Annotated in this window: 25 protein-coding genes; 11 read left to right on the top strand and 14 right to left on the bottom strand. The window is 59.5% G+C overall.

Annotated features, from left to right (window positions below; translation table 11 throughout):
* Nucleotides 1-91 precede the first annotated feature (91 nt).
* Nucleotides 92-400 carry a hypothetical protein gene (locus tag KZX66_RS19170; protein WP_248082200.1) on the bottom strand — a complete coding sequence of 103 codons (309 nt, stop codon included), beginning with the start codon at nucleotides 398-400 and terminating at the stop codon, nucleotides 92-94.
* Nucleotides 401-571: 171 nt separating this feature from the next.
* On the opposite strand from KZX66_RS19170, the gene KZX66_RS19175 reads away from it, so the two are divergent.
* On the top strand, nucleotides 572-784 hold the full coding sequence (locus tag KZX66_RS19175; protein WP_248082201.1) for a hypothetical protein: 213 nt from the start codon (nucleotides 572-574) through the stop codon (nucleotides 782-784).
* A 32-nt stretch (nucleotides 785-816) separates the two neighbouring features.
* On the opposite strand, the gene KZX66_RS19180 is transcribed toward KZX66_RS19175, so the two are convergent.
* From KZX66_RS19180 to KZX66_RS19210, 7 genes are read right to left on the bottom strand one after another with little or no spacing between them, the layout of a single operon-like run.
* Nucleotides 817-1845, bottom strand: coding sequence for a nucleoside hydrolase (locus KZX66_RS19180; RefSeq protein ID WP_248082203.1), 1029 nt, complete (start codon nucleotides 1843-1845; stop codon nucleotides 817-819).
* 26 nt (nucleotides 1846-1871) lie between these two features.
* A complete protein-coding gene (gene rbsD, locus KZX66_RS19185; RefSeq protein ID WP_248082205.1) occupies nucleotides 1872-2276 on the bottom strand; it encodes a D-ribose pyranase in 405 nt (134 codons plus the stop codon).
* On the bottom strand, nucleotides 2273-3190 hold the full coding sequence (gene rbsK / locus KZX66_RS19190; RefSeq protein ID WP_248082207.1) for a ribokinase: 918 nt from the start codon (nucleotides 3188-3190) through the stop codon (nucleotides 2273-2275). The genes rbsD and rbsK overlap by 4 nt, the downstream gene beginning before the upstream one ends.
* A 23-nt stretch (nucleotides 3191-3213) precedes the next feature.
* The gene (locus KZX66_RS19195) at nucleotides 3214-4236 is read right to left on the bottom strand and encodes a LacI family DNA-binding transcriptional regulator (RefSeq protein ID WP_248082209.1); all 1023 of its coding nucleotides are present in this window, start codon (nucleotides 4234-4236) and stop codon (nucleotides 3214-3216) included.
* 3 nt (nucleotides 4237-4239) lie between these two features.
* Nucleotides 4240-5217, bottom strand: coding sequence for an ABC transporter permease (locus KZX66_RS19200; protein ID WP_248082211.1), 978 nt, complete (start codon nucleotides 5215-5217; stop codon nucleotides 4240-4242).
* Nucleotides 5214-6767: a sugar ABC transporter ATP-binding protein gene (locus KZX66_RS19205; protein WP_248082213.1), complete on the bottom strand. Its 1554-nt coding sequence runs from the start codon at nucleotides 6765-6767 to the stop codon at nucleotides 5214-5216. Before KZX66_RS19205 ends, KZX66_RS19200 begins: the two co-directional genes overlap by 4 nt.
* A 57-nt stretch (nucleotides 6768-6824) precedes the next feature.
* Nucleotides 6825-7784 (bottom strand): sugar ABC transporter substrate-binding protein, encoded by a 960-nt coding sequence (locus KZX66_RS19210; RefSeq protein WP_248082215.1) that lies wholly within the window; start codon nucleotides 7782-7784, stop codon nucleotides 6825-6827.
* Between the two features lie 538 nt (nucleotides 7785-8322).
* Between KZX66_RS19210 and KZX66_RS19215 the strand changes: the two genes are divergently transcribed.
* From KZX66_RS19215 to KZX66_RS19225, 3 genes are all read left to right on the top strand, one after another.
* Complete coding sequence (locus KZX66_RS19215) at nucleotides 8323-9411, top strand: asparaginase (RefSeq protein WP_010209102.1); 1089 nt, start codon at nucleotides 8323-8325, stop codon at nucleotides 9409-9411.
* A gap of 192 nt (nucleotides 9412-9603) precedes the next feature.
* A complete protein-coding gene (locus tag KZX66_RS19220) occupies nucleotides 9604-9855 on the top strand; it encodes a DUF1654 domain-containing protein (RefSeq protein WP_248082217.1) in 252 nt (83 codons plus the stop codon).
* A gap of 4 nt (nucleotides 9856-9859) precedes the next feature.
* Nucleotides 9860-10549 (top strand): endonuclease I family protein, encoded by a 690-nt coding sequence (locus tag KZX66_RS19225; RefSeq protein WP_248082219.1) that lies wholly within the window; start codon nucleotides 9860-9862, stop codon nucleotides 10547-10549.
* A 31-nt stretch (nucleotides 10550-10580) separates the two neighbouring features.
* Here the strand turns inward: KZX66_RS19225 and KZX66_RS19230 are convergent, their stop codons facing one another.
* Nucleotides 10581-10946 carry an SPOR domain-containing protein gene (locus KZX66_RS19230; RefSeq protein WP_248082517.1) on the bottom strand — a complete coding sequence of 122 codons (366 nt, stop codon included), beginning with the start codon at nucleotides 10944-10946 and terminating at the stop codon, nucleotides 10581-10583.
* Nucleotides 10947-11209: 263 nt separating this feature from the next.
* On the opposite strand from KZX66_RS19230, the gene csrA reads away from it, so the two are divergent.
* The 3 genes from csrA (at nucleotide 11210) to KZX66_RS19245 (ending at nucleotide 12252) form a co-directional block, all read left to right on the top strand.
* Complete coding sequence (gene csrA / locus KZX66_RS19235; protein ID WP_003192511.1) at nucleotides 11210-11404, top strand: carbon storage regulator CsrA; 195 nt, start codon at nucleotides 11210-11212, stop codon at nucleotides 11402-11404.
* 209 nt (nucleotides 11405-11613) lie between these two features.
* Complete coding sequence (locus KZX66_RS19240) at nucleotides 11614-11859, top strand: hypothetical protein (RefSeq protein WP_248082221.1); 246 nt, start codon at nucleotides 11614-11616, stop codon at nucleotides 11857-11859.
* A 96-nt stretch (nucleotides 11860-11955) separates the two neighbouring features.
* Complete coding sequence (locus KZX66_RS19245) at nucleotides 11956-12252, top strand: hypothetical protein (RefSeq protein WP_248082223.1); 297 nt, start codon at nucleotides 11956-11958, stop codon at nucleotides 12250-12252.
* A gap of 19 nt (nucleotides 12253-12271) precedes the next feature.
* On the opposite strand, the gene KZX66_RS19250 is transcribed toward KZX66_RS19245, so the two are convergent.
* Nucleotides 12272-12949: an HAD family hydrolase gene (locus KZX66_RS19250; RefSeq protein WP_248082224.1), complete on the bottom strand. Its 678-nt coding sequence runs from the start codon at nucleotides 12947-12949 to the stop codon at nucleotides 12272-12274.
* Nucleotides 12950-13156: 207 nt separating this feature from the next.
* Here KZX66_RS19250 and KZX66_RS19255 point away from each other — a divergent pair, with 207 nt between their 5' ends.
* Genes KZX66_RS19255 through KZX66_RS19265 form a run of 3 tightly spaced genes read left to right on the top strand, consistent with a single transcriptional unit; the run spans nucleotide 13157 to nucleotide 15519 of the window.
* Nucleotides 13157-13408: a DUF2790 domain-containing protein gene (locus KZX66_RS19255; RefSeq protein WP_248082226.1), complete on the top strand. Its 252-nt coding sequence runs from the start codon at nucleotides 13157-13159 to the stop codon at nucleotides 13406-13408.
* Between the two features lie 42 nt (nucleotides 13409-13450).
* The gene (locus KZX66_RS19260) at nucleotides 13451-14122 is read left to right on the top strand and encodes a heavy metal response regulator transcription factor (RefSeq protein WP_248082228.1); all 672 of its coding nucleotides are present in this window, start codon (nucleotides 13451-13453) and stop codon (nucleotides 14120-14122) included.
* A complete protein-coding gene (locus tag KZX66_RS19265; protein WP_248082230.1) occupies nucleotides 14119-15519 on the top strand; it encodes a heavy metal sensor histidine kinase in 1401 nt (466 codons plus the stop codon). Before KZX66_RS19260 ends, KZX66_RS19265 begins: the two co-directional genes overlap by 4 nt.
* An 11-nt stretch (nucleotides 15520-15530) precedes the next feature.
* Here KZX66_RS19265 and KZX66_RS19270 read toward each other — a convergent pair whose 3' ends face one another.
* From KZX66_RS19270 to KZX66_RS19285, 4 genes are all read right to left on the bottom strand, one after another.
* Nucleotides 15531-15977 carry an anti-virulence regulator CigR family protein gene (locus tag KZX66_RS19270; protein WP_248082232.1) on the bottom strand — a complete coding sequence of 149 codons (447 nt, stop codon included), beginning with the start codon at nucleotides 15975-15977 and terminating at the stop codon, nucleotides 15531-15533.
* A gap of 63 nt (nucleotides 15978-16040) precedes the next feature.
* A complete protein-coding gene (gene pcp / locus KZX66_RS19275; protein WP_248082234.1) occupies nucleotides 16041-16655 on the bottom strand; it encodes a pyroglutamyl-peptidase I in 615 nt (204 codons plus the stop codon).
* A gap of 7 nt (nucleotides 16656-16662) precedes the next feature.
* Nucleotides 16663-17613, bottom strand: coding sequence for a DUF979 domain-containing protein (locus KZX66_RS19280; RefSeq protein ID WP_248082236.1), 951 nt, complete (start codon nucleotides 17611-17613; stop codon nucleotides 16663-16665).
* Nucleotides 17610-18326, bottom strand: a complete 717-nt coding sequence (locus KZX66_RS19285; RefSeq protein WP_248082238.1) for a DUF969 domain-containing protein — start codon at nucleotides 18324-18326, stop codon at nucleotides 17610-17612. The genes KZX66_RS19280 and KZX66_RS19285 overlap by 4 nt, the downstream gene beginning before the upstream one ends.
* 386 nt (nucleotides 18327-18712) lie before the next feature.
* Between KZX66_RS19285 and KZX66_RS19290 the strand changes: the two genes are divergently transcribed.
* Nucleotides 18713-18898: a hypothetical protein gene (locus tag KZX66_RS19290; protein WP_248082240.1), complete on the top strand. Its 186-nt coding sequence runs from the start codon at nucleotides 18713-18715 to the stop codon at nucleotides 18896-18898.
* Nucleotides 18899-19020 lie beyond the last annotated feature (122 nt).

Raw genomic sequence — 19020 nt, forward strand, 5'->3', positions numbered from 1 at the left:
ATTGGTTTCAAGACGTAAACCACCGAGCGGCAAGTCTGCCTGACTATCAGTGGTCATTCGCCCGATCAATCGTGACCAGATATGAACGAAATCAGTAAATATCGATGTAATCAAACGGCGGCGTCGGCCAGTTCTGCTTCAACGCATTGAAAATCTGCGTAACCCAGACTTCATCGCTGGCGGCCACGTTACCGACATAACCAGAGCCCTTGGCCCAAGTCTCGAGGCGGAACAGCAGCCCATCGATATCCACACCGCCCACTGTCTTCCCAGAGGAGATATAGGCGATACCGCCCTTGGTCACACGCAACTGGGTGTGTTCGTCATCGCTGGCACTGGCGATCAACTGGCGCACGGCAGCCAGCGTCAGATTTTCGGGGTTGCTCAAATCGATCTGCACGCGGTATTCCCCGGCAATTAAACAGAGGGACAGTGTCGCACAGCACCAGCCTCATCCAGAAACGCTTCATGCCTAAGTAGCAGTGCCAAATGCCGCGCAAAGTGCTTAACTGCGCCCGCTGGAACCGCGTTCCAGCGCATCGCCCAGGACCTTCAGCCCCGTGAGATTTCCATGACCACCGTAACGCTCCAAGCCGACATCAAAGCCAAGTGGCCCCTGGGACAAAGCTCCTACAGCCCCGGAAGCCCGGAGGAATTGGCAATCATCGGCATCGACCTGTTGGTCAAGGAACTGGGCACCCAGGCGGCCCAAGCATTCATCGGCCAGGTATTCGAGAAATACCCGGCCGATCACAGGGGGGCACACAACCCCAAACGCGAATAGGCCGCGGCCAACGAACGTCGACCGCCAGCGATTTACTTCAAGCGCGCCAGGCGCTCGGTCAGCAGATCGAAGAAGCCCTGGGCGTCGCCGCTTTCAACCCAGAAGGCATTCTTCGGTTGTTTCAGGCCGTCGTACCAATCCACGATGGTCTGGCCGAAGGTCGGGCCCTCGCGGCTGTCCACCACCACGTTGACCTCGCGACCACTGAACAGCGAAGGCTTGAGCAGGTAGGCCACGACCGTGGCGTCATGCACTGGGCCGCCAGGAATGCCGTAGTGCTCCATATCGCCTTTTACGTACTCGTTGAGAATGTCACCAACCACCTTGCTCGCGTGATTGTTGATTGCGGCAATCTGCTTCAAGCGCGCCTCGCTGGTCAGCACCTTGTGAGTCACATCCAGTGGCAGATAGGTCAGTTTGACGCCGCTCTTGAGTACGATTTCGGCCGCGATCGGATCGGCGAACAGGTTGAACTCGGCAACTGGCGTGATATTGCCACCGTTGAAGTGCGCGCCGCCCATCACCACCACTTCCTTGATGCCCTGGGTAATTTCCGGGTTCTGGGTCAAGGCCAAGGCCAGGTTGGTCTGCGGGCCCAGCATGGCAATGGTGATGCTGTGAGGCTTGGCCGCGCGAAGGGTCTTGACCAAATAGTCCACCGCGTTGCCGTCAGCCAGGCCTTTTTTTGGCTCATGCACGGTGACGCCGGAAATACCTTCCTTGCCATGGATATTCTCGGCATAGATCGGCGTGCGCAGCAGCGGCTTGGGCGCCCCGGCGTACACCGGGATGTCCTCGCGCCCTGCCCACTCGCGGGCCAGGCGCGCGTTGCGCGAGGTTTTGTCCAGGCGCACGTTGCCGGCGACGGTGGTCAGCGCACGAATGCTCAACTCTTGCGGGGACGCCATGGCGAAGAGCAAGGCCACCACATCATCAGCACCGGGGTCGGTGTCGATGATCAGGTCGATTTTCTCCGCCGCATGGGCGCTTGCAGCAGTGAGCGCGGACAAAAGCAGGACACTCCGAAACAAATTTCTCAGGGTTGGGAGACCACGTTGCATAAAACACTCCTTGTCGTTGGGGAACGCTAGAACGTCACGCCGGACACCAGCGCGATATTGCAATAAGGCTGGCACTCGCCAGTGCGCACCACAGCACGCGCCTTCTGGCTCAGTTGCTTGAACGCTTCATGATTGACCAGACGCCGCTCGCCAAGGGCGGCCTGCTCAGTCAGGGTATTCAACGCTGCCAGTGCAGGCGGCTGTTTGAGCAGGATTTCTTCGGCCAGCACATGGCTCTCCACCTGCATTTCACTGAGTACCACACGCAGTGTGCTGATGAAGTCGGGGATGCCCTGGGTCAGCGCCAGGTCGATCAGCTCGACACCCGGCGGCACCGGCAAGCCAGCGTCACCGATCACCAGGATGTCGCCATGGCCCAAGGAGGCGATGACCCGCGAGAGGGCGATATTGAGCAAAGGCGTCTTTTTCATTGGGACACAAAACCTTGAACGTCGTGCAGCGTAGGAATGGAGGGTTGCGCACCGGCACGGGTGACCGACAGCGCTGCCGCGACCTGGCCAAAACGGATCGCCTCGGCCTCGCTTTTGCCATTGGCCAGGGCTGCGGCAAAGCCACCGACAAAGGTGTCGCCAGCGGCGGTGGTGTCCACCGCCTTGACCACGGGTGCCGCAAGATGCTCAAAGCGGCCGCCATCGGCAAACAATGCGCCTTGGGCACCGAGGGTAATGATGACTTTGCCTGCACCGGCCTTGATCAGTTGCGTCGCGGCCACCTTGGCACTGTCCAGAGAATCGACCACAACGCCGCTCAATGCAGTGGCTTCGCTCTCGTTGGGAATCAAGTAATCGATCGAGGCGTACCAATCGCCCGGCAATGGAGCGCTGGCCGGCGCGGGGTTAAGGATCACGACCTTGCCCAGCTCACGACCGCGCTTGAGCGTATAACCTACGGTGTCCATCGGCACTTCAAGCTGGCAGACAATCACGTCGGCGGCCTGCAGCACTGCATCAGCACCCCGCAGTGAGGCTGGCGTCAGCTCGCCGTTGCTGCCGGCAACAATCACAATCGCGTTCTGGCTGCTGTCATCCACCACGATCAGCGCCACGCCGCTGGAGCCATCCACGGTGCCGACAGCCTGGCAATCGATACCTTCCACCCGCAACGCGTCACGCAACTCAACGCCGTAAGCGTCCGAGCCGACGCAGCCGATCATCGCCACATCCGCACCCAGTCGCGCTGAAGCCACGGCCTGATTGGCACCCTTGCCACCCGGAACCGTGGAAAACGTCTGGCCGATCAAAGTTTCACCGGCACGGGGCAGCCGGCTGGCACGAGTGACCAGATCCATGTTCAAGCTGCCTACTACCACTACTTTTGCTGGCATACATCAGTACTCATCAATTCGGTTCAGCGGTATTGAGCGAATACACCGGCAACCGGTGCCGTCGACTCACGCAATACAATGCTAGGCGTCACGATGCGCTGATCGATCGGCAGTTGGGGTTTTGCAATTCGTCGCAGTAACAGTTCGGCTGCCGTCTCGCCCAGTTGCAGGATCGATTGCCCGACCGTGGTCAGCGCCGGGTAGACGTAGCGACTCATTTGAATGTCATCGAAGCCGATCACCGACAGCTCGCCGGGCACGCGGATATTGCGCTCCGCCGCTGCCCGCAGCACGCCGAAGCCGATCATGTCGTTGCTGGCAAAAATCGCACTGGGCGGGTTATGCACCAGCAATTGTACGGCCGCGGCATAACCACCGGTGCTGGTGAAGTCGCTTTCCTGGGTGCGCCCAGCCGCCACCTCCACACCGGCCTCATGCAGCGCACGGTGGTAGCCCGCCAGTCGCATTTGCGCCACGCGGGTGTGAGCCGGCCCACCAATGCAGGCGATGTCGCGATGACCCAACTCAAGCAAGTGGCGAGTCGCCAGATAAGCGCCCTCCTCGTGATCGATACGCACCAGGTCGACGTCGATGCCATCCAGCGCACGGTCGACAATCACCATGGGCGTGCGTACCGCGCTCAAGCCTGCGGCCAAACCGCTGTCGTCACCGCCCACCGACGTAACGATCAAACCGTCGACGCGCTTCTCCAATAACACCCGTAAATAGCTGCGCTGTTTTTCGGCATTGTCATCGGAGTTACAAAGGATCACGCAATAACCATTACGCTCACAGTAATCCTCAATGCCCCGCGCCAGCTCCGCAAAATATGGGTTGAGGCTGTTGGGCACCAGCAAGCCAATGGTGGCCGTGGTCTTGGCCTTGAGCGAGCGCGCAACCGCGCTGGGTACGTAGTCGAGCTGCTTGATGGCCGCTTCGACCTTGATCCGTACCGGCTCGCTCACTGGGCGCGTCTTGTTCACCACATGGGACACCGTGGTGTAGGAAATACCTGCAAGCGCTGCCACATCCTTGATCGTTGCCATGGTTCAGCCCCGCCGACTGGCGCGTCGGCTGCGGTAAGTGTCCAGCACCACGGCAATCACGATCACAGCACCGGTGATGATGCGCTTGGTCGGTTCCGTGGCGCCAATCTGCGCGAGGCCGGCGGCCAGTACCGAAATGATCAACACACCAAAAAAGGTACTGATAACCGAACCGCGGCCGCCCATCAGGCTAGTGCCACCGATCACCACCGCGGCGATCACTTGCAGTTCCAGGCCGGAGCCCGCGTTCGGGTCTGCCGCTTCCAGGCGCGAGATCTGGAACAACGCCGCCACCCCCGCCAGCAACCCCATGAGGCTGAACACCAGAATTTTGTAGGGTTTTGGGTTGATCCCGGCCAGGCGCACGGCCTCTTCGTTGGTGCCGATACCGATCAGATAACGACCGAATACGGTACGGGTCAACACCAGTTGCGCCACGATGATCACCAGCAAGGCGATGATGAACGACGGCGATATACCAAAGGCAATCGGGTTCGACAGCCAGGCGAACGAATCGCCGATATAGGCCGTGCGCGAACCGGTCATCTGGTACGCGACGCCGCGGGCCATCTCAAGCACACCCAAGGACACGATAAACGAGGGAATCCGCCAGGCCACGGTGATCGAACCGGTGATAGTGCCGGCCAACGCGGCGCAGCCCATGCCCAGCATCGCGGCCGGTAATACGCTCCAGCCCCAGCCGAGAATCGCTACGCTGACGGCCGACGCGGCCAACGCCAGCACCGAGCCCACCGACAGGTCAATGCCGCCAATGATCAGAATGAAGGTCATGCCGACCGCCAGCACCATCAGGTCCGGGATCTGGTTGGCGAGGGTGCTGAAGGTGTCGTAGGACAGGAAGTGATCACTGAGCACCGAGAACAACGCAATCATTGCAAGCAAGGCGCCCGCCAGGCCCAGGTATGTGCCCAGGCCGTAGAAGTTGCCGCCGGTTTTACCGGGGGAAGTTGTGGTTTTCATGGGGTATTCCTAGGCGCGGCTTCGTTGAGCAGCGCATCACGTTTTTGATAGCCGGCAAACGCGGCAGCGAGCAATTCGTCCTGGGTCCAGCTGTCGCGCTCGAAGGTTTCGATCAAACGTCCGGCAGACAGCACGCCGATGCGATCGCAGATCAGCATGAGTTCACGCAGGTCGCTGGACACCACCACCAACGCTTTGCCCTGGCGAGTCAGTTCGCCAAGCAAGGCGTAAATATCGAATTTGGCCCCGACGTCGATACCTCGGGTTGGTTCGTCGAAGAGCATTACGGAGCAGTCGCGCTCAAGCCAGCGGCCGATCACGACTTTCTGCTGATTGCCGCCCGACAGTTCGGATACCAACTGCGCCGGGCTGGAGCTGCGGATACGCATCGCGTCGATCTGGCGCGTAGCCAAGGCGGTTTCGTCGCGGCTGTTCACAACCCCACCACCGGAGATTTCCGGCATGTTGCCCAACGCAATATTCGCGCTGATGGACTGCGTCAGCAGCAAGCCTTCACCTTTACGGTCCTCGGTGATCAACGCGATGCCATGCCCGACCGCGTCCACCGGCGAGCGGATGCTCACCACCTGAGCCGGCGAGCCCAGGGCCACGGTGCCGCTGTCTGGGAGGTCAGCGCCGAAGATCAGGCGCAGCAGCTCGGTGCGACCGGCGCCGATCAGGCCGGAAATGCCGTAGATCTCGCCGGCACGCACTTCAAACGACACGTCGCGCACCTTATCCGAACGGCTCAACCCTTTGACCGTCAAGGCCGGACCACCAATGGTGCGCGGGCCCAGGTCGATGTGTTCACCCAGCTCGCGACCGACCATCAAGGTCACCAGTTGCTCACTGTTGTAATTGGCCATCGGCTCGACGCAGACCAGCTTGCCGTCACGCAGTACCGCAATGCGCTGGGCAACACGGGCCAGCTCTTCGAGCCGATGCGAAATATAGATGATCGCCACCCCCCGGGCCTGCAGGCGGGTGATTTGCTCAAACAGCATCTCGACTTCACGGGCGGTGAGCATCGCCGTGGGTTCGTCGAGGATCAGCACATGGCAATCGCCAATGAGGTTACGGGCGATCTCGACCATCTGTTGATGACCGATGCCCAGGCTGCCAACCAGGGTGTCCGGGTCAATGGCGTCCAGGCCGACCTGCGCCATGGCTTCGATCGCGGCTTTGCGCAGTTGCTTGCGGCTGATCCAGCCACAATTGCTCGGCAGGTTATCCAGAAACAGGTTTTCGGCCACGGTCAGGGTCGGCAGCAGATTGAGTTCCTGCATGACCATACGCACACCCAACGCCTCGGCCTGGGTGCGGCTGCCAGGACGGTAATCCTGCCCCATGAATTGCATGTGCCCGGTGGTCGGCGTGACCAGCCCGCCGATAATCTTCGACAACGTGCTTTTGCCTGCGCCGTTTTCACCGGTCAGCGCCAACACCTCACCACGATTAAGCGTGAGTGTGATGTCGGACAGAACCGGTTGGGCATAGGTCTTACCGATACCGCTGACCGAGAGGACAGCGTTCGGGGCGGAAGATGACATAGGAAAATCTCCAGGCGTCCGCTCAGGACGAGCGGACGCTGTTGGGTGCTGCCGGAATTACTTCTTGATGACGAGCTCGACCGGGGTTTCGATCACGCCGTCCTTGGCATCGACTTTCTCACCCTTGACCAGCTTGAGGGCATTCTGGATACCGAATACCGCTTGCTGGGCTGCAGCCTGGTCGGCGGTGGCCAGGACGCGTCCGTCCTGCAACATCGGCTTGATCGCTTCGATGTTGTCGTAGCCTACGACCAGGACTTTACCGGCCTTGCCTGCGGCACGGACGGCAGAGACCGCACCCAGAGCCATGTTGTCGTTACCCGCCAACAGGGCCTTGAGGTCCGGGTATTCGCTGAGCATGGCCGAGGCGACTTTCTGACCCTGGTCAATTTCCCAGTTGCCGGATTGAGTCGAGACGATCTTCATGCCGGCCGCGTCCATCGCATCCTTGTAGCCTGCGGTGCGCTGTTGGGCGTTGGTGGTGGTCGGTACACCTTCGATAATGCCGACCTTGTCACCTTTGCTCAGCTTTTCGGCCAGGTAGTCGCCTACCAGCTTGGCGCCTTTGCGGTTATCCGGACCTACGAACGGAATTTCGAGCTTTTTGCTTTTCAGCACATCCGGGTCCAGACGGTTGTCGATGTTGACCACCTTGATACCGGCGTCGGAGGCTTTCTTGAGCACGGTGACCAGTGCTTTGGAGTCGGCAGGCGCGATGACGATGGCGTTGACCTTGGCGAGGATCATCTGATTGACGATATCAATCTGCGCGCTGGTGTCGGTTTCGTTCTTGATGCCGTTGGTGATCATGTCGAAATCGGCGGCGTGGTCTTTCTGGTAGGCCTTGGCACCGTCCTGCATGGTCACGAAAAATTCGTTGGCGAGGGATTTCATCACCAGGCCGACCTTCGGTTTGGCGGCGGCGTCATCAGCAAATGCAGAGGAAAGAGGTAAAGCGGCGGATGCGGCAGCAAGCACAGCGACAGCAAGAAGACGTCCAGCGAATGGCAGCTTCATGGGTTTACTCCGATCTTATGATTATTGTGAGCAACGCTCGCACCGAAGAACGTTTCGGCGCCCTCCCACCCGGGTGGCTTATACGAGCGTTCACCGGACTCGGCGAAACAACTCGCAAACGTTTGCGTTAGTCAAACTATGAGAACGTTGCAACGATTTGTCAACGGTACAACACAGCCTTTCATTGCAATGCCTTCAGCCCTGCCTCACACACCCCGTGGGAGACCTTAGCACCCTCTGCGCTGCACGGCCGCTCCTTGAAACGACAGGTATTGGCGCACGATCAGGATTTTTCCGTCAGTTTTTTCGGACAACCGAACGCAACGACTCAGGTTGTTCGGAAAGCCGGACAATTGTCCGGCGCCACGCCTCAAAAAAACAGATAAAAACGTTATATATCAATAAATTAATTAATATACGGGAACACAATCAGCCTGGTACGGATCCTGCTCCTACACAGCGCCTTGGGCATTCAGCAACGCCCAGGTGTTCTAGATGAACCTGCTACAGCACTCATCAAAAACCAGAGAGAAAAATAATGAAATCTGCATTGAAGAACTTTGTACCGGGCGCCTTAGCCCTTCTGCTGCTGTTCCCCGTTGCCGCCCAGGCAAAGGAAGTTGAATCCAAGACCAAACTGTCCAATGTGGTGATCCTCGCTACCGGCGGCACCATTGCGGGCGCAGGCGCCAGTGCAGCCAACAGTGCCACCTACCAGGCGGCCAAAGTCGGCATCGAACAACTGATCGCCGGCGTTCCTGAGCTTAGTCAGATCGCCAATGTACGTGGCGAACAAGTCATGCAAATCGCGTCCGAAAGCATCAACAACGAAAACCTGCTGCAACTGGGTCGTCGCGTTGCTGAACTTGCCGACAGCAAGGACGTGGACGGCATCGTGATCACCCACGGCACCGACACCCTCGAAGAGACCGCCTACTTCCTGAACCTGGTGGAAAAAACCGACAAGCCCATCGTCGTGGTTGGCTCCATGCGTCCAGGCACCGCCATGTCGGCCGACGGCATGCTCAACCTGTACAACGCCGTGGCCGTGGCCGGCAGCAAAGACGCGCGCGGCAAAGGCGTACTGGTAACCATGAACGACGAGATCCAATCGGGTCGCGACGTCAGCAAGATGATCAACATCAAGACCGAAGCGTTCAAGAGCCCCTGGGGCCCATTGGGCATGGTGGTTGAAGGCAAATCCTACTGGTTCCGCCTGCCTGCCAAGCGTCACACCATGGATTCGGAATTCGACATCAAGAACATCAAGAGCCTGCCGGACGTCGAAATCGCCTACGGCTACGGCAACGTGAGCGACACCGCCTACAAGGCCCTGGCCCAGGCTGGCGCCAAAGCCATCATCCATGCCGGTACCGGCAACGGCTCGGTATCCTCCAAGGTGGTCCCGGCACTGGTTGAGCTGCGCAAGCAAGGCGTGCAGATCATTCGCTCTTCCCACGTAAATGCCGGCGGCATGGTGCTGCGTAACGCCGAACAGCCGGACGACAAGTACGACTGGGTGGCCGCCCTTGACCTGAACCCGCAGAAAGCGCGGATTCTGGCGATGGTTGCGCTGACCAAGACCCAGGACAGCAAAGAGCTGCAACGGATGTTCTGGGAATATTGATTCCTGGTGAAACGCCACGCGGGGGCGGTCTGACCGCTCCTGCTTCCCTCGCTGAATTCCGCCGTAAACGCCTCCCCTCCCTACATCCAACACTCCAATTTGTTGTAAGACGAACTTCTTGAAGTTTAAGCAGTTGCGAAATCGCCTACAGTTAAATACTGTATGCACATACAGCAAACTAAGGAATACTCTGTGGCAACGTCTTCTTCTGCAGCGCCAACTCCCCCGGATGCCTACGAACGCCTGGCTGTTCGTGTGCAAAAGATCATCAACTCCACCAATGCGCAAAAGGCCAGGGCCGCCTTGATCTTCCGCTTGCCGGACGAGCCCGAGGACGATTGGCAGCGTTTACTGGAGGAAATCGCGGAGAACGACAACGTCACCCTCGCCTATCGCGACGACGGCGGTGTGCAGATTTTCTGGGTTGTGCCGAAGGAAGATTGATTCAATGAGCACCCGTTTTATTGCTGCGTGTTGTCTGTTTTTTGCCGTTGCCGCCCACGCTCAGGCACCTCGAACCTTCAGTGAAGCCAAGAAAGTCGCCTGGACGCTCTACGCACCGCAATCCACCGAGTTCTATTGCGGCTGCAAATACACCGGCAACCGCGTGGACCTGAAAGCCTGCGGCTACATCCCGCGTAAAAACGCCAGCCGCGCCAGGCGCATCGAGTGGGAGCACATTGTTCCGGCCTGGCAGATAGGGCATCAGCGCCAGTGCTGGCAGGATGGCGGGCGCAAGAACTGCACGCGCCGTGATGAGGTGTTCAAGCGCGCTGAAGCCGACCTGCACAACTTGGTGCCGAGCATCGGCGAGGTGAATGGCGACCGGAATAACTTCAGTTTCGGCTGGCTGCCGGTGCAACGCGGGCAGTACGGCTCATGCCTGACCCAGGTGGACTTCAAAGCCAAAAAGGTCATGCCGCGTCCGTCCATTCGCGGGATGATTGCACGTACCTATTTCTACATGAGCAAGCAGTATGGCTTGCGCCTGTCAAAACAGGATCGCCGGCTGTATGAAGCCTGGAACAAGACTTACCCGGTGCAGGCCTGGGAGCGCCAGCGTAACCAGACCGTGGCGTGCGTCATGGGACGCGGCAATGAATTTGTAGGCCCTGTGAACCTCAAAGCCTGCGGCTGAACGTGGGCGGCATGCCGCCCGATCCAGCCAGTCATTGCGCGGCGTTGTGCTCGATGATTTCGGAGACGGTGTCGGTTTTCTTGGCGCGGGCCATTTTTTCGTTGAGCAGCGTCTGCTTGGCTTCGGCTTCTGCCTTGGTTGCGAACGGCCCCAAAAGCACCTCGTCCTTACCGTCGACCTTCACGATATAAAAATTGAAACCATGTTCGAGCAACCACGCGGTCAGGTCGGTGATCGCCTGCAACTTGTGGTCTGGCGGACCAACCCGCAGATCCCATTCCTGGGCGGCAATCGCGCCGGTTTGTGGCTGGGTTTCGGTGACGGCAGGCTTGGCCCTGGGCGCATCGACGCTTTTGCCTTCACCGCATCCGGCCAGTGCCAACACCGCCATTGCCATCGCTACTTTACGCACTGCCCTGCTCCTTTAAAGGATAAAGAGGCGACTTTATCATTCACTGTCTATTCTGGCCGTCATAAACGTTGGCTTAAACAATGCGAATGATGTATCCCAGACCTGTATGATGCCGCCATGGGAATTAATGTCGCCTCTATGCGTCCTAAAAGAGGCAGTCACAGGGAAGCGCTTAGCAGTAAGCTACACACATCCGACACCTGCCCTGTCTGAAACATGTGTCCTTAAAAGTAATCAAGGAGAAGTCCATGCTTATACTCACCCGCAAAGTCGGTGAAAGCATAAACATCGGTGATGACATCACGATCACCATCCTCGGCGTAAGCGGCCAGCAAGTACGAATCGGCATCAACGCGCCCAAAGATGTTGCCGTACATCGCGAAGAGATCTACCAACGCATCCAGGCCGGCCTGACTGCTCCGGACAAAAACCAGACGCCTTGAAGCGCCCTCAGTAGCCAGCCCGTTCGTGCACTGTAACGGCTGGCGAAAACCCCTTCGAATTGCTCTTGTGTGTTGCGCCACTTGCGTTGTCGATACGCTCATCTGCCCTCAGGATGAAACTGTCGTCACGTATGGAACTTGTTACGTTATCTAAGGCCGAATCCACTGACTGACATCACAGCCGTCTGTGTGCACTCAGGAGCCCGTCGATGAGGCCCACTACCGTGCAGCCGTTTCTTTCCCGATCGTGGGCAATCGCCTTGCTGATTGGGATGGCGTTCGTCGGCTTGGAATATGCCCTTAAGCTGAAACTGGAAGACGCCGGCGGCCCCCGTTCCTGGCTGGACCTGACACTACTGCTGTGCGGCTACCTGTTCATGTTCTGCCTCAAGCCTATCCAGAAGGCAGTTCAGCGCAAACTTTGCCAGCGAACCGCGCAAAAAGCCGCAGGCTGACCGACGCTGCCTGCCATCAGATCGCCGGTATTTACAGGCTCGCAACAGGACCTATTCTTGGGATTGTTCGCACAGCCAGTAAAGGTGCTGAAGCCGATGGATACCCTCAGTAAAACCCAAATCGAATCTGAACTGGCAGCCCGACTGCCCAGCTACAAGGTCACCTGCACCTTACACGCTGACGGAACCCTCTCGGCCATCCTGAGCGGTCCGGACACCGACAACTTTGCAATCACCGGCATTGTGCGCGCGCACTATCGCGGCGCCGAAGCGATTGCACGGCTGGCCAACGAAATTCTCAGGGAAATGGTGTTGTCACGCCAAACCATGCGCAGTGATCGAATGCACGCGCCACCTGCCTGCGCTAGTTACGAACCAGGCCGAGACCGGTAACGGGCTCGGCCTTTTTGCATCAGGGCGTCGTGCGCTCCACGCACAATAAGCCATTGACGTCGCGCCGGACCTGCAGTTGCTCATACCGCTCAATCGACGGATGCACCGTGTCCATGGGCGCGTGGTGGGTGGCCGTCACCACCATCACATCCGCCCCGGCCGCCTCCCCCGCGCGAATACCTACGCCGGCATCTTCAAACACCAGACAGTCCTGCACCGGCACACCCAGGCGCTGGGCTCCCAGCACATAACAGGCTGGGTTCGGCTTGCCGATCGCGACATCTTCGGCGGTGACCAATACCGCCGGCGGCGTGATACCCGCCGCCTGCAGTCGTCGCACTGCCAGCGCCTTGGGAGCAGACGTCACCAGCGCCCACTGGTCTTCAGGCAGGCGCTTTAGAAAGTCGACAGCCCCGGGAATCGCCACCACACCTTGCACATCGTTGATTTCCGCCTCGGTGATCCACTGTGCCTCAACCTCCGGATCGACGCCGGGCAACGCTTGACGCCTGATGGTATCGATCGCACGGGCGCCATGAATGGTGGTCAGGAACGCCGCCACATCCAGCCCATGGCGCTCAGCCCAGATGCTCCACACCCGTTCGGCGGCGGCAATGGAGTTGAGCAGCGTCCCGTCCATATCGAACAGGAAAGCGCGGTAAGGACGGTTAAATACGGCTGAACCTCGGATGGACACGGCGTGGCTTCCTCGTGGGCTGAAACGAATAATCGGCCCGGTGCAATCTACGGATCACCTCATGACTTGTAAACGCGACGAGCACCTCGCGCCGCCAATCATTACAAACTTGTCATCCTCCTGTTGGCGGGCTGTTCGGGTCCTCTGGTTACCGTGACGCCACTGCCACAACTTGGCAGCCATCCCGTTACCAACAGAGAGACAGCTATGAAACTTTTTATCCTCGCACTGACCGCCTTGCTTGCTACCAGCTCGGTGTTCGCGGCTGATAACGCCAACGTGATCCACGACAAGACCGGCTTTTTCGTTCACCTGGATGTGGCCAAAGTACTGTCGAGCACCGACACCTATGGTCAGTGCGGCGTCGTCCCGGCAAGGCTCGACTACCTCGATCACCAGGGTCGCGAACACGTACTCGACTATCAGGTCCAGGCCACCGGCTGCGCCAGTGACAATTGATCGGGCTACACTGGCGCCACGTATTGAATCAGGGCATTTCCCATGAACATCCTCGTTGTCGAAGACGAACCCAAGGCCGGTAATTACCTGCTCAATGGCCTGCAGGAACAGGGTTACTCCGTAAGCCTCGCCCGTGATGGCGTGGACGGCCTGCACCAGGCGCTGGAGACCGCGTTCGACGTAATCGTGCTGGACGTGATGATGCCGAAAATGGACGGCTGGGAAGTGCTGCGCCGCCTGCGCAAGGAAATCGACACACCGGTTCTTTTCCTGACCGCCCGCGATGACATTGCCGACCGCATCAAAGGCCTGGAACTGGGCGCTGATGACTACCTGATCAAGCCGTTCTCCTTCGCCGAACTGGTAGCACGCCTGCGCACCCTGACCCGCCGAGGTCCGAGCCGGGAGGAAGAACAGCTACAAATCGCCGACCTGCACATCGACGTGCTCAAACGCCGTGTTACCCGTGCAGGCACGCGTATCACCCTGACTAACAAGGAATTCGCCCTGCTGCACCTGTTCGCCACCCATCAGGACCAGGTGCTGTCACGCTCGCTGATCGCCTCACGTGTATGGGACATGAATTTCGACAGCGATACCAACGTGGTGGACGTGGCCGTGCGGCGCCTGCGTCTGAAGATCGACGACCCGTTCCCGCTCAAGCTGATCCACAGCGTGCGCGGCATCGGCTACCGTTTCGACACCCAGCCATGAGCAATCGTCGCCATTATTCCCTGACCCTGCGTCTGGCGCTGATCTTCGCCCTGCTCGCTTTTGCCTTGTTGGCCAGCCTGGGCGTGGCGCTGTACCGTGAGCTGGAACGCGAGCTGATCCGCCGCGACGACGCGCAGCTGATTTCCCGCGTGGACCAACTGCGCAACCTGCTCAATGACAGCAACACCCTTGACCTGATCAAGACCAAGCCGGAATTGTTCCAGAACATGCTGGGCAATCGCGAGTCGGTGCTAAGCATTGCCACGCCCGGCCAGGCACCGCTGCTGCTGGTAAACCCGGCCAATATCGACCTGCCGGCGATCAAGCCAGTGCCCAAGGGCCACGTGCTTGCGCTGAGCGATGTGCAACACCTGCCGGGGGTCAATGGCGTGCCCTTTTCCACCCTGGCCGCGTCCATCGACTCCGGCGACTTGGGCAGCCTGCAAGTCACCAGCGGGCGCCTGATGACCGAGCGCACCGCCATGCTCGCCAGCTACCGGTTGAGCGTATATATCCTGGCGAGTATCGCCGCCATCATCCTCGCATTGGTGGGCTACCTGCTGGTGCATCGGGGTCTGCAACCCCTGCGCCGCCTGGCCGAACACGCCCAGGGGATCGGCGTCGGCAATCTGGCCGAACGTCTCGACAGCCACGGGGCACCAAAAGAGCTGCTGCCGATGATCGATTCGTTCAACACCATGCTTGAACGCCTGGCCAAGGGCTTTGTACAACTGGGCCAGGTGTCCACCGACATGGCTCATGAACTGCGCACGCCGATCAACAACCTGCTGGGGGAAACCCAAGTTGCCCTGCAACAGCAGCGCAGCGTCGAGAGCTACCAGCAACTCCTGGCCTCCAATGTCGAGGAACTGGAGCGCCTGGCGCGAATGCTCGACAACATGCTGTTTCTGGCCCGCACCGACCCGGCCAGCGCCTTGCGCCAGCGCCAGGCATTGAGTGCGACGGATGAACTGGAACGCATCGCCGATTACTTCGAAGGCTTGGCGGGCGACAGAGATATCACCATTCGAGCCGAGGGTGACGGCGTGATCTGGGCCGAGCCGATGCTGCTGCGCCGCGCCCTGGCGAACCTGTGCGCCAATGCCATCAAATATGCGGCGCCGAGCTCCGAGCTGGTGATCCAGGCCGTTGCACAGGCCGACGGTATCCGTCTGCGAGTCAATAACCACGGCGAAACCATCCCGGCCGAGCACTTGTCGCGGCTGTTCGAACGGTTTTATCGGGTGGATGAATCACGGGAACGGTCGGCCCAATCCAACGGGCTGGGCCTGTCCATCGTCGCGACCATCATGCAGTTGCATAACGGCCGGTACAGCGTCAGCAGCCAGGACGGCGTGACGTGTTTCGAGCTGTTCTTTCCAGGGCCTGAAGCATGAAGGACGCGCGCTCAGTCCAACGCGCCATTGAGCACTTCGTAAATGATGCCCGTCGCGATGGTCACCAGTATCAGGTCGGTGCCTGCCTGCTGCCACTCATACCCATCGTAATGGGGCAAGCGCCCGGCTAAACGCCCGTCCAGCTTCTTGGCAATACCCGGCGGCAGCGGTTTGCCGCGCGCCAGGTTCTTGCGGATACCCGGCGGCAGTGCAGGTCCTGGGCTCCAGTAATCGCGATAGCCGCCCAGCACACTCAGTACGCTGCCACGGTCGACAGCAGGCCCGTGATTGCCCGCGCCACCTTTGCCTTTGGGCTTTTCATGCCCCTGCCCACCTTGGCTGTTGCCTTTGTTATTACCTTGCCCCTTGCCGTTACCGGGATCTGCCAGGGCCATACCGCTGCCGGCAAACAGCACAAGCGACAACGCAACAGACGCAAACTTCAACGACTTGATCATGACGATTTTCCAAGGCAGGAACGTAGGTGGACTGTAGTTGAAGTTCCCGCGCCACGCGCTGAATCAACTCACCTGGCCGCCCACCTCCACCGCATCCACTGAGGTGTTCCACGCCACAGACACCGCCACGCGCAGCCCATCTACCAGGCGCGATAGCGGCATCAGTGACTCACCTGGCACATGGATAAAACCACTGCGCACAGCCGAACCCACCAGCTCATGCTGTAAACGATAAAACACCTGATTGCACACAAAGGTACCCGCCGTCTGCGACACAGACGCTGCAATCCCCGCCTCACGCACCGCCTTGACCATGGCCTTGATCGGCAGCGTCGAAAAGTAGGCCGCCGGACCGCCGTTCACGATGGGCGTATCCACGGGCTGCTCACCCAAATTATCGGGGATGCGCGCATCGTTGATATTGATCGCCACCCGCTCCATGGAAATCTCGCTACGCCCCGGCGCCAGGCCGGTGGCGATGACCATCGCTGGGCGCAATTCGTCAATCAATTGCAGCATGCGCTCGCCCGCCGTGGCGAACGCACACGGCAGTTCGCGGGCCACGACCCTCACATCCTGGTCAATCTTGAACCCGTCCAACTGGCGCGCGGCTTCCCAGGACGGGTTCACCAGTTCTTGATCAAAAGGCTCGAACCCCATCAGCAGTACGGTTTTCATCCTGGCCTCACATCAATAGATAAAGCAGCACGATATTCACCACCAGCATCATCAACGCCGTGGGCAACTGGGCCTTGATCACCGCGTTCTTGTCCGGCAACTCCAGCAACGCGGCCGGTACGATATTGAAGTTGGCGGCCATCGGTGTCATCAGCGTTCCGCAGTAGCCGGAGAACATGCCGATGGCCGCCATCACCGCAGGGTTCCCGCCGTAGATGCCCACCAGCACCGGCACGCCGACACCGCCGGTCATCACCGGGAACGCGGCAAAACCATTGCCCATGATCACTGTGAACAGTGCCATGCCCAACACATAGACCATCACCGCCACCAACTTGAAATCCAGGTTGATATAAGTGGTGGTGACGTGGGCAACGGCCGTCCCCACACCGGCTTCATTGAACAGCAGGCCGAGCATCGCCAGCATTTGCGGGAGCACCATGGCCCAGCCCAAGGCCTCGGTGAGGCGGCGCGATTCACGCAACGCTTGCACCGGCGTATCACGGGTCAGCCAGCAGGCCAGGCCGAGGGCGATCAGGCAGCCAATGCCGAGGGACACGAAGGTGGTGTTTTTCGGGTCCAGCAGCGCAACGCCACCAATCTCAGTGTGCTTGAGCAGCACCGAACCGATCACCGTGGTCAGCGGGATCGCCAGCGCCGGAATGAACAACTTATGCCCCAGGCGGCCGGCGCTGGCACGGGACGCCTTGTCGTGCAACTCGACATGGCTGCCACGGCCAACGCCGCCCAGGCCTGCGATCAACGCCATCACCACCACGCCTGCGCCGACCACCACCGATGGCAGGCGCTCGCCCACCAGGAATGGGATGGCGAAGAGCAACCAGAACAGCGCGCTGGACAGGCGCTTGGGGTGCGTGCGGTCCAACAGGATCATGCCAGCAGTGATCAGCAGCAGCACGCCGGCGAGCCAGTACAGGTATTGAATGGAAATAATCATTGGGCGGCCTCCACGGTGGTGGACGCAGGCGTCATCTCGCGGGTCAGCCGGCGGTCAAACCGATGCAGGCGGATCGCGTGGATGATGAAGGCGCAGATCGCCGTGGGAATGCCCCACACTGCAATGTGCAGCGGCTCGACATCGATTCCCGAGCCCAACAGGAAGGTGTGCATCAGCGCGATCGCACCAAAGGCTACAAAGATGTCTTCACCAAAAAACAGGCCGACGTTGTCGGTCGCCGCGCACATGGCCAACACCTTGTGGCGCAGCTTGTCCGGCAGTTTGCCGTAGCGTTTTTCCGCCGCGCCTTCGGCCATGGGGGCCAGCAACGGGCGCACCATCTGCGGGTGTCCACCCAAGCTGGTCAAGCCCATGGCAGCCGTGGATTCGCGCACAAACAGGTAAATGATTAGCAGGCGGCCGACCGTGGCACGCTCGAATCGCGCAATCCAGTTCTGCGCGTGCAGGCGCAACCCATGGCGCTCCAGCAAGCCGATGACCGCCAGGGGCAACAAGAGGATCAATTGCAGGGCACGGGTCTGAAGGAAGCCATCGCCCATGGTGGCGAGGATTTTTTCCAGCGGGAAATGGGCGGCAAGCCCGGTGGTGATAGCGGCGGCGGTGACCACCAACAACGGATTGAAGCGCAAAACAAAGCCAACCACGATCACAAGTACGCCGATCAACGGCCATAGGTTCACAACAGTTTGCATGGCGATGAAGTCCTTAAGTGCGCGCTGCGGCGCCATTACAGCAGGATGTGAACAAGGGGTTCACAGCAAGAAGTGGCGTGCAGTCGGCTCGGTTTTTTATTGTTGACCCGTAAGGGCGAGCGTCAGTGGCGGCAACTTTGCTGCCTGGAAGCGCGAGGTGTCCAACAAGAAAAATTGTTGCTGCGCACCAATAAATTTTGTTGGTGAATGACGCCGGTGCAGGTAACAAGAAGTAGACAGGTCGCCGCAGGTTCGCGTACTTACGACATGTGCTCTTCAGCGCGGGAAGGGATTACCCCGGCCCTGACCAAAAAACAGGTGCAGGCGATTGCCAAGCAGATGATCAGTGATATCAAGAACGCCAAGGCAAGTGAGACGCCCCTGGGATGAGCGAGTTTCTGGAGTTCATCGGGCGTCTGATCGACCTGCTGCTCAAGCTATTAGAGCTCAGCAACGATTACACACCACCACGGCGCAAACGCGTTTTCTCACTCGGGTTCGTGATGTTTTTGCTGTGCGTGGCCGTAGTTGAACTGATTCTGCTCAACGTCTGGTTTGCAGGTGGCGGCTAAGACAGCCGCGGTGACTGCCTGATCTCGCTGGTAGCCGTCACCACCCGATCCAGGTTGCTTTGGGAAGAGGTCCTTTTAGCACTGACAAATCGCAGGTAACAAAAAAGGGCTCACCTTTCGGT

Origin of the sequence: Pseudomonas sp. EYE_354 (assembly GCF_023148575.1) — a bacterium.
In the GTDB taxonomy this organism is placed as follows: Bacteria; Pseudomonadota; Gammaproteobacteria; order Pseudomonadales; family Pseudomonadaceae; genus Aquipseudomonas.

Excerpts from the sequence above, each read along its gene's own strand:
- KZX66_RS19175 (WP_248082201.1), top strand. The coding sequence starts at position 572 with ATGACCACCGTAACGCTCCAAGCCGACATCAAAGCCAAGTGGCCCCTG.
- KZX66_RS19180 (WP_248082203.1), bottom strand. The coding sequence starts at position 1,845 with ATGCAACGTGGTCTCCCAACCCTGAGAAATTTGTTTCGGAGTGTCCTG.
- rbsD (WP_248082205.1), bottom strand. The coding sequence starts at position 2,276 with ATGAAAAAGACGCCTTTGCTCAATATCGCCCTCTCGCGGGTCATCGCC.
- rbsK (WP_248082207.1), bottom strand. The coding sequence starts at position 3,190 with ATGCCAGCAAAAGTAGTGGTAGTAGGCAGCTTGAACATGGATCTGGTC.
- KZX66_RS19195 (WP_248082209.1), bottom strand. The coding sequence starts at position 4,236 with ATGGCAACGATCAAGGATGTGGCAGCGCTTGCAGGTATTTCCTACACC.
- KZX66_RS19200 (WP_248082211.1), bottom strand. The coding sequence starts at position 5,217 with ATGAAAACCACAACTTCCCCCGGTAAAACCGGCGGCAACTTCTACGGC.
- KZX66_RS19205 (WP_248082213.1), bottom strand. The coding sequence starts at position 6,767 with ATGTCATCTTCCGCCCCGAACGCTGTCCTCTCGGTCAGCGGTATCGGT.
- KZX66_RS19210 (WP_248082215.1), bottom strand. The coding sequence starts at position 7,784 with ATGAAGCTGCCATTCGCTGGACGTCTTCTTGCTGTCGCTGTGCTTGCT.
- KZX66_RS19215 (WP_010209102.1), top strand. The coding sequence starts at position 8,323 with ATGAAATCTGCATTGAAGAACTTTGTACCGGGCGCCTTAGCCCTTCTG.
- KZX66_RS19225 (WP_248082219.1), top strand. The coding sequence starts at position 9,860 with ATGAGCACCCGTTTTATTGCTGCGTGTTGTCTGTTTTTTGCCGTTGCC.
- KZX66_RS19230 (WP_248082517.1), bottom strand. The coding sequence starts at position 10,946 with ATGGCAATGGCGGTGTTGGCACTGGCCGGATGCGGTGAAGGCAAAAGC.
- csrA (WP_003192511.1), top strand. The coding sequence starts at position 11,210 with ATGCTTATACTCACCCGCAAAGTCGGTGAAAGCATAAACATCGGTGAT.
- KZX66_RS19240 (WP_248082221.1), top strand. The coding sequence starts at position 11,614 with ATGAGGCCCACTACCGTGCAGCCGTTTCTTTCCCGATCGTGGGCAATC.
- KZX66_RS19245 (WP_248082223.1), top strand. The coding sequence starts at position 11,956 with ATGGATACCCTCAGTAAAACCCAAATCGAATCTGAACTGGCAGCCCGA.
- KZX66_RS19255 (WP_248082226.1), top strand. The coding sequence starts at position 13,157 with ATGAAACTTTTTATCCTCGCACTGACCGCCTTGCTTGCTACCAGCTCG.
- KZX66_RS19260 (WP_248082228.1), top strand. The coding sequence starts at position 13,451 with ATGAACATCCTCGTTGTCGAAGACGAACCCAAGGCCGGTAATTACCTG.
- KZX66_RS19265 (WP_248082230.1), top strand. The coding sequence starts at position 14,119 with ATGAGCAATCGTCGCCATTATTCCCTGACCCTGCGTCTGGCGCTGATC.
- KZX66_RS19270 (WP_248082232.1), bottom strand. The coding sequence starts at position 15,977 with ATGATCAAGTCGTTGAAGTTTGCGTCTGTTGCGTTGTCGCTTGTGCTG.
- pcp (WP_248082234.1), bottom strand. The coding sequence starts at position 16,655 with ATGAAAACCGTACTGCTGATGGGGTTCGAGCCTTTTGATCAAGAACTG.
- KZX66_RS19280 (WP_248082236.1), bottom strand. The coding sequence starts at position 17,613 with ATGATTATTTCCATTCAATACCTGTACTGGCTCGCCGGCGTGCTGCTG.
- KZX66_RS19285 (WP_248082238.1), bottom strand. The coding sequence starts at position 18,326 with ATGCAAACTGTTGTGAACCTATGGCCGTTGATCGGCGTACTTGTGATC.
- KZX66_RS19290 (WP_248082240.1), top strand. The coding sequence starts at position 18,713 with ATGAGCGAGTTTCTGGAGTTCATCGGGCGTCTGATCGACCTGCTGCTC.